The organism is Streptomyces sp. NPDC002845, assembly GCF_053591955.1.
This window is the reverse complement of the sequence record NZ_JBSFUU010000107.1, coordinates 1-11,900: the sequence shown is the minus strand read 5'-3', so window position 1 is coordinate 11,900 and position 11,900 is coordinate 1. Positions and strand designations below refer to the sequence as shown.

The 11,900-nt window shown below is 69.1% G+C and carries 14 protein-coding genes; 9 read left to right on the top strand and 5 right to left on the bottom strand.

From position 1 onward, the window contains the following. Positions 1-69: 69 nt before the first annotated feature. Positions 70-441, top strand: a complete 372-nt coding sequence (locus ACWD3C_RS43120; protein WP_451153326.1) for a WhiB family transcriptional regulator — start codon at positions 70-72, stop codon at positions 439-441. A gap of 131 nt (positions 442-572) precedes the next feature. Here ACWD3C_RS43120 and glpX read toward each other — a convergent pair whose 3' ends face one another. Beyond that, complete coding sequence (gene glpX / locus ACWD3C_RS43115; RefSeq protein WP_451153324.1) at positions 573-1,604, bottom strand: class II fructose-bisphosphatase; 1,032 nt, start codon at positions 1,602-1,604, stop codon at positions 573-575. A 125-nt stretch (positions 1,605-1,729) separates the two neighbouring features. On the opposite strand from glpX, the gene ACWD3C_RS43110 reads away from it, so the two are divergent. Further along, on the top strand, positions 1,730-2,248 hold the full coding sequence (locus tag ACWD3C_RS43110) for a DUF4245 domain-containing protein (protein WP_451153322.1): 519 nt from the start codon (positions 1,730-1,732) through the stop codon (positions 2,246-2,248). Between the two features lie 80 nt (positions 2,249-2,328). Here the strand turns inward: ACWD3C_RS43110 and ACWD3C_RS43105 are convergent, their stop codons facing one another. The 3 genes from ACWD3C_RS43105 to xseA form a co-directional block, all read right to left on the bottom strand. Then, positions 2,329-2,916 carry a malonic semialdehyde reductase gene (locus ACWD3C_RS43105; RefSeq protein ID WP_451153320.1) on the bottom strand — a complete coding sequence of 196 codons (588 nt, stop codon included), beginning with the start codon at positions 2,914-2,916 and terminating at the stop codon, positions 2,329-2,331. A 203-nt stretch (positions 2,917-3,119) separates the two neighbouring features. Beyond that, positions 3,120-3,392, bottom strand: a complete 273-nt coding sequence (locus ACWD3C_RS43100) for an exodeoxyribonuclease VII small subunit (RefSeq protein WP_451153318.1) — start codon at positions 3,390-3,392, stop codon at positions 3,120-3,122. A 9-nt stretch (positions 3,393-3,401) separates the two neighbouring features. Beyond that, on the bottom strand, positions 3,402-4,610 hold the full coding sequence (gene xseA / locus ACWD3C_RS43095) for an exodeoxyribonuclease VII large subunit (RefSeq protein WP_451153316.1): 1,209 nt from the start codon (positions 4,608-4,610) through the stop codon (positions 3,402-3,404). 282 nt (positions 4,611-4,892) lie between these two features. On the opposite strand from xseA, the gene ACWD3C_RS43090 reads away from it, so the two are divergent. Further along, positions 4,893-5,909 (top strand): 4-hydroxy-3-methylbut-2-enyl diphosphate reductase, encoded by a 1,017-nt coding sequence (locus ACWD3C_RS43090; RefSeq protein ID WP_451153314.1) that lies wholly within the window; start codon positions 4,893-4,895, stop codon positions 5,907-5,909. An 84-nt stretch (positions 5,910-5,993) separates the two neighbouring features. Then, the gene (gene ppgK, locus ACWD3C_RS43085) at positions 5,994-6,740 is read left to right on the top strand and encodes a polyphosphate--glucose phosphotransferase (protein ID WP_451153312.1); all 747 of its coding nucleotides are present in this window, start codon (positions 5,994-5,996) and stop codon (positions 6,738-6,740) included. A 79-nt stretch (positions 6,741-6,819) separates the two neighbouring features. Here the strand turns inward: ppgK and ACWD3C_RS43080 are convergent, their stop codons facing one another. After that, a complete protein-coding gene (locus ACWD3C_RS43080; RefSeq protein WP_451153310.1) occupies positions 6,820-7,434 on the bottom strand; it encodes a DUF6542 domain-containing protein in 615 nt (204 codons plus the stop codon). Positions 7,435-7,608: 174 nt separating this feature from the next. Between ACWD3C_RS43080 and ychF the strand changes: the two genes are divergently transcribed. The 5 genes from ychF to ACWD3C_RS43055 all read left to right on the top strand — a co-directional run bounded on the left by ychF (position 7,609) and on the right by ACWD3C_RS43055 (position 11,765). Continuing rightward, positions 7,609-8,718, top strand: coding sequence for a redox-regulated ATPase YchF (gene ychF, locus ACWD3C_RS43075; protein ID WP_451153308.1), 1,110 nt, complete (start codon positions 7,609-7,611; stop codon positions 8,716-8,718). Next, complete coding sequence (locus tag ACWD3C_RS43070) at positions 8,715-9,248, top strand: hypothetical protein (protein WP_451153306.1); 534 nt, start codon at positions 8,715-8,717, stop codon at positions 9,246-9,248. The genes ychF and ACWD3C_RS43070 overlap by 4 nt, the downstream gene beginning before the upstream one ends. 679 nt (positions 9,249-9,927) lie before the next feature. Next, complete coding sequence (locus tag ACWD3C_RS43065; RefSeq protein ID WP_451153304.1) at positions 9,928-10,434, top strand: hypothetical protein; 507 nt, start codon at positions 9,928-9,930, stop codon at positions 10,432-10,434. Positions 10,435-10,692: 258 nt separating this feature from the next. Beyond that, positions 10,693-11,001, top strand: a complete 309-nt coding sequence (locus ACWD3C_RS43060; protein ID WP_451153302.1) for a transposase — start codon at positions 10,693-10,695, stop codon at positions 10,999-11,001. Then, positions 10,998-11,765 (top strand): IS3 family transposase, encoded by a 768-nt coding sequence (locus ACWD3C_RS43055; RefSeq protein ID WP_451153300.1) that lies wholly within the window; start codon positions 10,998-11,000, stop codon positions 11,763-11,765. Before ACWD3C_RS43060 ends, ACWD3C_RS43055 begins: the two co-directional genes overlap by 4 nt. The last annotated feature ends 135 nt before the right edge of the window (positions 11,766-11,900 follow it).

Below are 11,900 nucleotides of genomic sequence, written 5' to 3'. Positions count from 1 at the left end.
GCCCGCGTACAACGGGTAGGCCTTGCTGCATCGTCTCTCGCTCGCGAAGCCGTCGTCAGGAGTAGACCCGTGCTGCAACCGCCGCATTCGTCCCTGCAGGTCGCTGTCGTACCGAACCAGCGGGTGCCAGTGCGCGACAGGGATCAGGACGCCCCGTGGCACACGGAGGCCGTGTGCCGGCGTGACGAGGCCGGACTGTTCTTCGCCCCCTCCAAGGAACCCACCGCGGCCCGGCTCTCGCGCGAGGAGGCGGCCAAGCGCGTCTGCGGCCGCTGTCCCGTGATGGTCGAGTGCCGCGAACACGCGCTGCTGCAACCCGAACCGTACGGAGTCTGGGGCGGCCTCACCGCCGCCGAGCGCCGCGTCGTCCTGGCCCGGCGCCGCCGCCGTGATCTTGAGCTCAAGAAGGCCGCGCGGGGGACGATAGCGGCCGCGGGCTGATCAGGGTACGTACACGTACCTACGGGCAAGTGCACGTACGTACGGGCAAGGGGCGCTCTCTCCGCACAAGAGGCGCCCCTTGCCCGTACGAGCCCACGTACAGGCTCTGTTACTGCTTCCAGGCTCTGTTACTACTTCGCGCGGTCGAAGTCGATCGCGCTGTACGCGCGCAGCTTGCTCAGCCGGTGCGTGGAGTCGATACGGCGGACCGTGCCGGACTTGGAGCGCATGACGATGGAGTCGGTCGAGGCCGTCTCGGCGCGATAGCGCACCCCGCGCAGCAGCTCGCCGTCGGTGATGCCGGTGGCGACGAAGAAGACGTTCTCGCCGGAGACCAGGTCGTCCGTGGTCAGCACGCGGTCCAGGTCGTGCCCGGCGTCGATCGCGCGCCGGCGCTCCTCGTCGTCCTTCGGCCACAGCTTGCCCTGGATGGTGCCGCCCAGGCACTTGACCGCGCAGGCCGAGATGATGCCCTCCGGCGTGCCGCCGACACCGAGCAGCAGGTCGATGCCGGTGCCCTCGCGCAGGGCGAGGATCGAGCCCGCGACATCGCCGTCGGAGATCAGCTTGATGCGCGCGCCGGTCTCCCGGATCTCGTGGATGAGGTCGTCGTGCCGCGGCCGGTCGAGGACGACGACCGTGACGTCCTCGGGCGTGGACCGCTTGGCCTTGGCGACCCGGCGGATGTTCACCGACACGGGCGCGTCGATGTCGACGAAGTCGGCGGCCTCCGGGCCGGTGACCAGCTTGTCCATGTAGAAGACGGCGGACGGGTCGAACATCGTGCCGCGGTCGGCGGCGGCGAGCACGGCGATCGCGTTCGTCATGCCCTTGGCCGTCAGCGTCGTACCGTCGATCGGGTCCACGGCGATGTCGCACTCCGCGCCGGTCCCGTCGCCGACGCGCTCGCCGTTGAAGAGCATCGGGGCCTCGTCCTTCTCACCCTCACCGATGACGACGACGCCGTTCATCGACACGGTGGAGACAAGGGTGCGCATGGCGCGTACGGCGGCCCCGTCGGCGCCGATCTTGTCGCCGCGCCCCACCCAGCGGCCCGCGGCCATCGCGGCGGCCTCGGTGACGCGGACCAGTTCCAGGGCGAGGTTGCGGTCGGGGGCCTCGGAGGGGACCTCTAGTTCGGACGGCAGATGATGCTCGGTCATCGGAGCGCACCTTTCTGATACGACGACGGCCGGATGAGGGTTCGGGCCGACTCTATCGCCAGAGCGACAAAATGAGCAGGGGACCCCACGGATGAGCGGACCGGTGTACCTGCGACGATGAGGGCGTGGCAGGCATGAAAGGCAAGCAGACGGTCCGCGACATGGTCCTCTCCCTGGGGATCATCTGTCTGGTGGCCGGAGTCATCTATCTCTTCGTCCCGCACGACGACTCCGATCCCGACCTCCAGCGGGTCGACTACCGCATCGAACTCCTCACGGCGCGCCGCGCGGCGTCCTACCCGGTGGCCGCTCCCGTTGGCCTGCCCGACACCTGGAAGGCCACCTCGGTCCGCTTCCGGGGCGACGACTTCGACGCCTGGCACCTCGGGTTCCACGACCCCGACGGCCAGTACGTGGCGGTCGAGCAGTCCGCCCAGAAGCCGTCCACCTTCATCGACGATGCCACTCAGGGCGCCGAGAGGACCGACGCCACGCAGGAGATCGCCGGCGAGACCTGGCAGCGGTACGAGGGTGAGCGGTACGACGCCCTGGTGCTGGAGGGCGACGGGTCGACGACCGTGGTGACCGGGTCGGCGTCGTTCGCGCAGCTGACGGAGATGGCGAAGGCGCTGAAGACGGAGTAGCCACGAGTGCCTCACACGTACGAGGAGGGCCCCCGGCAGTCGCGCCGGGGGCCCTCCTCGTACGTGTGAGGCGGGGTCGCTCAGACCGTCGTGACGACCTGGTCGAACTCCAGGCGCGGGGAGCGCGGGAACCAGGCGTCGGGGCCCGGCTTGCCGATGTTGATGACCATCAGCGGGGTGTGGTCGTCGTCCAGGAACTCCTTCTGGAGGCCGGCCGGGTCGAGGCCGTTCATCGGGCCGGCGGCGAGGCCCGCGGCACGGACACCGATGATGAAGTAGGCGGCCTGGAGGGCGGCGTTCAGCGCGGCGGAGTTCTCGCGCACCGGGCGGTCGCCGAAGTAGTCCTTCGCCTGGGGGAAGTGCGGGAAGAGGTGCGGCAGCTCCTCGTGGAACTCGTTGTCCGCCGACAGGATCGCGGCCAGCGGGGCGGCGGCCGTCTTCGCCTGGTTGCCCTCCGCCATGTGCTGCACGAGACGCTCGCGGGCCTCGGGGGAGCGGACCAGGGTGATGCGCAGCGGCGACTGGTTCATGGAGGTCGGGCCGTACTTGACCAGGTCGTAGATCGCCTGGATCTGCTCGTCGGTCACCGGCTCGTCGGTGAAGGTGTTCGCGGTACGGGCCTCGCGGAACAGCAGGTCCTGGGCGGCGGAGTCAAGGGCGAGAGACATGCGTGAACCTTCTCGATGTACGTCGGATGCGAAAACCGGACCGTGGACCGGTTGTCGTCGACGGTACCGCGAGACAACTTCAATATTCAACAAATGGCGGTCTGAGTGACCCGCTTCACAGTGAGCAGTCGGCCAGCCGTGAGTGAGCCGGCCGTGAGTGAGCCGGCCGTGAGTGAGCCGCCAGCGAGCCCTCGGTGAGCCCGTCAGGAAGCCGTCCCCTCTTCTTCCGCCCCTCCCTCGGCCTCGGCCTCCTCGGCGAGCGCCGCGTCCAGCCGGGCCCGCGCCCCGTCCAGCCAGCGTCGGCACACCTTGGCCAGCTCCTCGCCGCGCTCCCAGAGGGCGAGGGACTCCTCCAGCGTCGTGCCGCCCGCTTCGAGCCGGCGTACGACCTCGATCAGCTCGTCCCGCGCCTGCTCGTACCCGAGCGCCTCGGCCGTCACGGTCCGCTCGGCTCCCTCTTCCAGCTTGCTGGTCATGCGCCCACCCTATGTGTCGACTCGAACAGCGAACTCGCCCTCGGCCACCCGTGCGCGCAGCGGTTCGTCCGCGGTGACCTCCTCCGGGGCGCGGACCACGTGGCCGTCGGCCTTCTGCAGCACCGCGTAGCCCCGCCGCAGGGTCGCGGCGGGGGAGAGGGCCACCACGCGCGCGTGGGTGTGCGTCAGCTCCGACCCGGCGCGGTCGAGGAGGTGGCCGAGGCAGCGGCGGCCGCGGTCGACGAGCGAGGCCACGTGGTCGGCGCGCTCGTCGATCATGCGGTGCGGGTCCTCTATCGAGGGGCGGGCCAGGGCGTGGGCCAGCCCGCGTTCCTCACGCTCGATGAACGCCTCCACGCAGCGCCGCGCCCGGTCCTGCAGCCGGCGCACCCGCTCGTACTCCTCGCCGACGTCCGGTACGACCTTCTTGGCGGCGTCGGTGGGGGTGGAGGCGCGCAGGTCGGCCACGTGGTCCAGCAGGGGATTGTCCGGCTCGTGGCCGATCGCCGAGACCACCGGCGTACGGCAGGACGCCACCGTCCGTACGAGCTGCTCGTCGGAGAACGGCAGCAGGTCCTCCACGCTGCCGCCGCCCCGCGCCACGACGATCACGTCCACGTCGTCGAGCGCGTCCAGCTCCTTCACGGCCTGGACGACCTGTGGCACCGCGTGCACGCCCTGCACGGCGACGTTGCGCACCTCGAAGCGCACGGCCGGCCAGCGGTGGCGGGCGTTCTCCAGCACGTCCCGCTCGGCGGCCGAAGCCCGGCCGCAGACGAGGCCGATGAGCTGCGGCAGGAAGGGGAGCGGCTTCTTCCGCTCGGGTGCGAAGAGCCCCTCCGCGGCGAGGGACTTCTTCAACCGCTCCAGCCGCGCGAGGAGCTCACCGACTCCTACGGGCTTTATCTCGGCGGCCCTGAGGGACAGCTGACCGCGCGGCGCGTACCACTCCGGCTTCGCGTGTACGACGACCCGGGCGCCCTCGCTGACGATGTCGGCCACCGCGTCGAACACCTGTCGGTAGCAGGTGACGCTCACGGAGATGTCGTGCGACGGGTCGCGGAGCGTCAGGAACACGACGCCCGCGCCCGGGCGGCGTGACAGCTGGGTGATCTGTCCCTCGACCCACACCGCGCCGAGGCGGTCGATCCAGCCGCCGATGAGTCGCGAGACCTCGCCGACGGGCAGCGGGGCGTCCGCGGACGTAGTGAGTGCCATGCGGTTGAGGGTAGTGGGAGGGTCTGACATCGCCTGTATGTGCGGGTGGGTGGGGGTGCAGGGGGTTTGGGTTGCGCCCCGCCGCCCCTACCCGTCCCATCCTCCAGGGGCTCCGCCCCTTCGACCCCGGACCCCTGTCGTAGGGGGTGGTGCGGGTTGTTGGGGGCTGCGGGTTGTGTGGGGTTGCTCGCGCCCACGCGGCGGAGGCGCATATGTCACAGCCCCGCGCCCCTTACGGGGCCCGGTGTGCGCCGTCTTTGCGTGGCTGGGCGCGGCCTTACGATGGGTCGCATGACTGCTTCGCCTGGCCGCCGTGTCCTCCTCGCCGCTCCGCGTGGCTACTGTGCGGGTGTCGACCGTGCGGTGATCGCCGTCGAGAAGGCCCTGGAGCAGTACGGGGCCCCGATCTATGTCCGCCACGAGATCGTCCACAACAAGTACGTCGTGCAGACCCTGGAGAAGAAGGGCGCGATCTTCGTCGAGCAGACGGAGGAGGTGCCCGAGGGCAATATCGTGATGTTCTCGGCGCACGGCGTGGCCCCCACCGTCCACGAAGAGGCCAAGGACGGGCGGCTCACCACCATCGACGCGACCTGCCCGCTGGTCACCAAGGTGCACAAGGAAGCGATCCGGTACGCCAAGGACGACTTCGACATCCTCCTGATCGGGCACGAGGGCCACGAAGAGGTCATCGGTACGTCGGGTGAGGCGCCGGACCACATCACCCTGGTCGACGGCCCCGAGGACGTCGCCAAGGTCGAGGTCCGCGACCCGTCCAGGGTCGTCTGGCTCTCCCAGACCACGCTCTCCGTCGACGAGACGATGGAGACGGTCGGCGCGCTCAAGGAGAAGTTCCCGCAGCTCGTCTCCCCGCCGAGCGACGACATCTGCTACGCCACCCAGAACCGTCAGCTCGCCGTGAAGCAGATGGGCGCGGAGGCGGAGCTGGTGATCGTGGTCGGTTCCCGGAACTCGTCCAACTCCAAGCGGCTCGTCGAGGTCGCCAAGCTCGCGGGCTCGCGCGAGGCGTACCTCGTGGACTTCGCCGCCGAGATCGACGAGGCCTGGCTGGAGGGTGTGTCGACGGTCGGCGTCACCTCCGGCGCGTCCGTGCCCGAGGTTCTGGTCGAAGAGGTCCTGGAGTGGCTCTCCCGGCGCGGCTTCGAGGACGTCGAGCTCGTCAGGGCGGCCGAGGAGTCGATCACGTTCTCCCTGCCGAAGGAGCTCCGCCGCGACCTGCGCGCGGAGGCCGAGGCCCTGGTGGCGGAGCGTACGGGCCAGGCGTCTGTGGAGGAGTAGAGGAGTAGGGGGCGGTTCGTGAGGATCTCCGGGGGTGTACGGCTGCGGTGAGTGACCGTCAGTCGTACGACGTAACGTAGAGCCATGCAGATCTTTGGCATTGACATCGGCGGGTCCGGGATCAAGGGCGCTCCTGTGGACCTGGACCGGGGCGACCTGGCGGACGAGCGGCACAAGGTGCTGACCCCCCAGCCGTCGACGCCCGACGCGGTGGCGGACGGCGTGAAGGAGGTCGTCGACCACTTCGGGTGGACGGGACCGGTCGGCATCACGTTCCCGGGAGTGGTCACCGGCGGCGCCACGATCCGTACGGCGGCCAACGTGGACAAGGGCTGGATCGACGTCGACGCACGCGCCCTGCTCGGCGAGCGGCTGGGCGGCCTGCCGGTGACGGTGCTGAACGACGCGGACGCGGCGGGCGTCGCCGAGATGAACTTCGGCGCGGGCCGCGACCGGCAGGGCACGGTCATCGTGCTCACCTTCGGCACGGGCATCGGCAGCGCGGTCTTCACGGACGGCGTCCTGGTGCCGAACACGGAGTTGGGCCACCTGGAGCTGAACGGCCATGACGCGGAGACCCGCGCGTCCACCAAGGCCAAGGACGACAACGACCTGACCTGGGAGCACTGGGCCCGGCGGGTCACCAGATACCTGGCCCATGTGGAGATGCTGTTCTCGCCCGAGCTGTTCATCGTCGGCGGGGGCGTGAGCCGCAAGTCCCACAAGTTCCTGCACCTCATCGAGGGCATCGAGGCGGAGATCGTCCCGGCGCAGCTGCAGAACAACGCGGGCATCGTGGGCGCGGCGATGCGGGCCGCCAAGGGGGCGTAGCAGCCGAGGGGCCCGCTCGGGCCGTACGGCGGCCTCGGGCCGTACGGCCTCAGGCCGTAGGGCCTCAGGCCGTAGGGCCTCAGGCCGTAGGGCGGCGCGGCGCGGGCGACTGCCGGCGGGCGACCGCGGAGGACCTGCGGCTGATCATGCGGATGCGGCGTACGGTCACGATGAGCCCGGCGACGAGCGTGCCGCCGTAGAGCCAGCCGGCCTGAGTGGCGAGGGCGGTGACCAGGCCCATCAGCCGCCCGCCGAGCCCGCCGTCGCTCTCGGCGACGGGCAGCAGGCCGACGGCGAAGGCGATCGGTACGACGACGGGGGCGGTGGCCAGGTCGCCCCGCCGCACCCACACCGCGGTCAGCGCGCAGACCGGCAGGAACAGCACGCCGTACACCGTCAGGGACGCTCCGAACAGCAGCCGGTCGAGGCCGGCGAGCGCGAACATCACCGCGGCGCAGAACAGCCCGCCGCCCAGCCCCGTCAGCCGGGGGTTCGGCATCCGCCGTACGGCCACCGCCGTACGCCGTACGGCCAGGACCAGGGGCGGTACGGGCCGGGACGGGGCCGGAGCGCGGCGCGGCGGGGCCATGGCGCCGGGGCCCCGCGCGGCGGTGCCACGGCTGCCCGCCTGGGAGGGAAGGGGCGCACCGCGGCGCGGCCGGGACTGCGGGGGATGGGTCCTGTGTTGCTCCACTGGTCCAACTTAGGTCGGTTTATGTGCCGAATGGCTCTTCTGACACGCCGGGGAGCCGAGCCTGGCCAAGCGTTCGACTCCTCGCCGGAGCGGGCCCGGACACGCCGTAGACTGGTGGATCGGCCCGCCCCTGGGCCCCTCCTGCCCAGCCCAGACGTAACGGGAAGTCGCAACGTGTCGCTCACGATCGGAATCGTCGGTCTGCCCAATGTCGGCAAGTCGACCCTGTTCAACGCCCTGACCAAGAACGACGTGCTGGCGGCCAACTACCCGTTCGCCACGATCGAGCCGAACGTCGGCGTGGTCGGCGTCCCGGACACGCGCCTCGCCAAGCTGGCCGAGATCTTCGGCTCCCAGCGCATCCTCCCGGCGACCGTCGACTTCGTGGACATCGCGGGCATCGTGCGCGGCGCCAGCGAGGGCGAGGGACTGGGCAACAAGTTCCTCGCCAACATCCGTGAGTCGGACGCGATCTGCCAGGTCATCCGCGCCTTCCAGGACGAGAACGTCGTACACGTCGACGGCAAGGTCTCGCCGAAGAACGACATCGAGACGATCAACACCGAGCTGATCCTCGCCGACCTGCAGACCATCGAGAAGGTCCTGCCGCGCCTGGCGAAGGAATCACGCATCAAGAAGGACATCGCCCCGAAGGTCGCCGCCGTCGAGGCCGCCAAGGAGATCCTGGAGCGCGGAGACACCCTCTTCTCGCAGGGCATCGTCCAGGGTAGCGAGAACGCCGAGCCGCTGCACGACCTCCACCTGCTCACCACCAAGCCGTTCCTGTACGTCTTCAACGTCGACGAGGACGAACTGGTCGACGACGACTTCAAGGCCGAGCAGCGCGCCTTGGTCGCCCCCGCCGAGGCCATCTTCCTCAACGCCAAGCTGGAGGCCGACCTCGCCGAACTCGACGAGGAGGACGCCCTGGAGCTCCTCCAGTCCGTCGGCGTCGACGAGCCCGGCCTCACGACCCTCGCCCGCGTCGGCTTCACCACCCTCGGCCTCCAGACCTACCTCACGGCCGGCCCCAAGGAGTCCCGCGCCTGGACCATCAAGAAGGGCGCCACCGCCCCCGAGGCCGCCGGCGTCATCCACACCGACTTCCAGAAGGGCTTCATCAAGGCCGAGGTCATCTCCTTCGAGGACCTGGTCGAGACCGGTTCGGTGGCCGAGGCCCGCGCGAAGGGGAAGGCGCGGATGGAGGGCAAGGATTACGTGATGCGGGACGGGGATGTGGTGGAGTTCCGGCACGGAGGAACCTCTGGCTCCGGGAAGAAGTGACCGACGAGCATTGGGATCTGACCGCTCATGTTCGGGGTGCTCTCGCTGAGGCGCTCGTGGCGGAAGCGATCTACCGGAGGCATGCAGATGTAGTGCTGCACGCGCCGAGGCACCCGGGCTATGACGTGTCGAGCGAAGCGGGTGGCTTGCGAGTGGACGCCAAGGTCTCCGTGCTCGTTGAGGCGGACCTCGACGGTAATGGCACGGAACCCGCGGCCGAGTGGGACGCTGGGACTCGCCCCGATGTACTGCATGAGTCGGCCACGCACCTCGGGTTGGTTGTCCTCGACGACTCGTTGACGGCGCTCAGACTGTTCGAGGGCGGCGAGGCCGTGCTCAGTGGTGAAGTCGTCGCCCACGGGCGAGTGTTTCTTGTACCCGGCGATGTGGCGCGGGCGGTGGCGCAGCCGGTCTGGAGTACACGCCACGGACGTCCGAGCGCGGGACGTTTCCGCTACCTCGGGCTGAGCGTGATCGAGCCGTTCGAGGTGGACTTTCAATCTTGTTCGAGCCCTGCAGGGATGAAGTAGCCCCAGTCGTTGCCTGGCTCGAAGGCCCCCGCGATCCCAGTGATCGCGGGGGTTCTGCTTTTCCAGCGCGGCTGAAGCGGCGTGCTGGGCGCGCTCCGCTGTCCCTGTAGAGGCCTGCTCGCATGGCGGGTCAACCCCACCCTTCATGACCCTCACCTCGTGCGAGGAGTCAACGGCGCGATCTCGCGTCCCGGTACGGGAGGAAGAAGTACCTGTCCTCTGCATCTCGGACGAGCTGATCTGCCTGGTTCTCCATCCCTGCGCGACGCAGGGGTACGGCGACGGCGGATGATCTGAGGCGGATTGCTTCCACCGGGATGGGGCGGACGGCGACCGGATCGAGGGACGCAGCTCGGATTCCGTACGTGCAGTACTCCGCGGCCACGCGACAGCACCGCCCTTTGAGCGCCGTTGCTGAGGCCATAGTCAGGTCTCAGCAACGGCACGCGGACGGCTCACATGTCCCGCAGGTACCAGAACACCAGCTCCATCACCAGCCGCAGCGCGACCCTCCTCCACGCGGCCCAGCTGCGGTTCTTCTCCAGCGCGCGCTCCTGCTCGTACTCCGGCACTCCGGTGGTCCCTTCTCGTTGTCGAGAGCCCATCGGACCGCGAACGCTGGAATCCAAGTCGGCAAAAATCTGAACCCCGCGCCAGAGTCTGCGCCTAGCGTCGGGGCATGAGCCGCAACAACAAGCCGTCCATCGCGTTCCGTCCTGTCCGGCAGGCCCTGAATGCCGCCGGCTATGGCCTGGATGTCTACAGCGACCAGACGTTTCTTCGGGACATCCGGGCGCGCTTCATCCCGCACCTGCCCGTACAGGCCACGGCCGAAGAGATCGACAATGCGGTCACGGCCGCGAGCCTCTGTGCGATGGCCCGCTCTGGTGGCCACCTGTGCCCGGTGCTGGGGTGGAGGCTGTTGGCGATGAACTCGGATCGTCTCGCCACTCAGAAGCTCCGGATCGCAATCCGCAGAGGCATTGAGAACCTGACGAGATACGAGGACGGGCCGCCGATCCCCAAGATCAACGTCCAATCGGCCAAGGCCATCGAGGCGTTGCTTCCTCTCTCCCCTGAGCCGGTGCTGGCGGGGGCTTGTAGAAAACTCCGTCGCCGCAGGTCAGCGGGTGGCCAGGAGATCGCTCCGGAACGCATGCCCCTCATTTTGGGAACGCTCAGCTGATCGCTGCAGGTCAGGGCAGGGCCTCGGATCACGCCGGTGGCTGTGGGCAGCTGGAGTCTCACTTCAACGAATCGCCTGGTTGTTGTCGCTTCATTCGCTTGCGGCTGAGCGCAGGCATGCGCACCGGTTCTGACGGACGCTCAGCGCATGAGGAGCGCACTCCGAAAGAAGTCGTCATCTGCCGTGCTGGCTGTGTGGGCTTGATCCGCTTTGACGGACATCCGAGATCAGGGGTTCTGCCCCGGAAGGATGTCCATCATGGAGAGCATGGGGAAGAAGAAGCCTCGGCCTCGCCGTTCGTTCACGCCGGAGTTCAAGGCCGAGATCGTCGAGCTGTGCCGGCGTGGTGACCGCTCGGTGGGCCAGGTCGCCAAGGACTTTGACCTGACGGAGACGGCGGTGCGGCTGTGGGTCAGCCAGGCTGAAGTCGACGCGGGCGAGCGGGACGGCCTGACCAGCAGCGAGCGCGAGGAGCTGGCCGCGCTGCGGCGGGAGAACCGTCGGCTGCGGGAGGACGTGGAGATCCTCAAGCGGGCCACGGCTTTCTTCGTGAAGGAGACCCGGTGACGGTGCACCCGTTCATCGAGGCGGAGAAGCGAGACGGTCACAACGTCAAGCGCGCGTGTGAACTGCTGCAGGTCTCCCGAGCAGCCTTCTACGCCCGCCGCAGTGGCAGGCCCGGTCCTCGAGCGATTCGCGATGCCGAGCTGACCGAGAGAATCACCGCAGTGCACGAGCGGTCCCGCGGGACCTACGGAGCTCCGCGAGTTCACGCCGTCCCCGACCCGCGGGCCCTCGCCCGGCCCGACCTCGTCGTCCGCGACTTCACACCCGACCCGGACGGCCTCGACACCCGCTGGTGCGGTGACATCACCTACATCCCGACCGAGGAGGGCTGGCTCTATCTGGCCACCGTCATCGACATCGCCTCGCGCCGCGTGGTCGGCTGGTCCACCGCCGACCACCTGCGGACCGAACTGGTCGCGGATGCCCTCACATCCGCCTGCCGCCGACGTCGTCCCGCCCGGCCGGTGATCTTTCACTCCGATCGCGGCTGTCAGTACACCAGTCAGCAATTCGCCGCTCTGGCAACCGAGTCCGGCGTCCGCCTGTCCGTCGGCCGCACCGGTCAGTGCTGGGACAACGCCCTCGCCGAGTCGTTCTTCGCCACCATCAAACGGGAGTTGCTCGACACGAGAACCTGGCCCAGCCGGGCCGTTGCCCGCACCGCGATCTTCGACTTCATCGAGGGCTGGTACAACTTGCACCGGCTGCACAGCAGCCTCGGCTACCGCAGTCCCGCCGAATACGAGACCGCACTCGCAGCCTGACCACCACACCGATGGTGTCCGTCAAAGCGGCAAAAGCTCAGCCTCGATCCACCGCGTGAATTCTGATCACGGGTGTCGGGCGGGTTCGGGGTGTTTCTTCGGGGTGCGGGCAGCGGTGATCGCCGGGTGGCCGTC

Excerpts from the sequence above, each read along its gene's own strand:
- glpX (WP_451153324.1), bottom strand. The coding sequence starts at position 1,604 with ATGACCGAGCATCATCTGCCGTCCGAACTAGAGGTCCCCTCCGAGGCC.
- ACWD3C_RS43105 (WP_451153320.1), bottom strand. The coding sequence starts at position 2,916 with ATGTCTCTCGCCCTTGACTCCGCCGCCCAGGACCTGCTGTTCCGCGAG.
- ACWD3C_RS43100 (WP_451153318.1), bottom strand. The coding sequence starts at position 3,392 with ATGACCAGCAAGCTGGAAGAGGGAGCCGAGCGGACCGTGACGGCCGAG.
- xseA (WP_451153316.1), bottom strand. The coding sequence starts at position 4,610 with ATGGCACTCACTACGTCCGCGGACGCCCCGCTGCCCGTCGGCGAGGTC.
- ACWD3C_RS43090 (WP_451153314.1), top strand. The coding sequence starts at position 4,893 with ATGGGTCGCATGACTGCTTCGCCTGGCCGCCGTGTCCTCCTCGCCGCT.
- ppgK (WP_451153312.1), top strand. The coding sequence starts at position 5,994 with ATGCAGATCTTTGGCATTGACATCGGCGGGTCCGGGATCAAGGGCGCT.
- ACWD3C_RS43065 (WP_451153304.1), top strand. The coding sequence starts at position 9,928 with ATGAGCCGCAACAACAAGCCGTCCATCGCGTTCCGTCCTGTCCGGCAG.
- ACWD3C_RS43060 (WP_451153302.1), top strand. The coding sequence starts at position 10,693 with ATGGAGAGCATGGGGAAGAAGAAGCCTCGGCCTCGCCGTTCGTTCACG.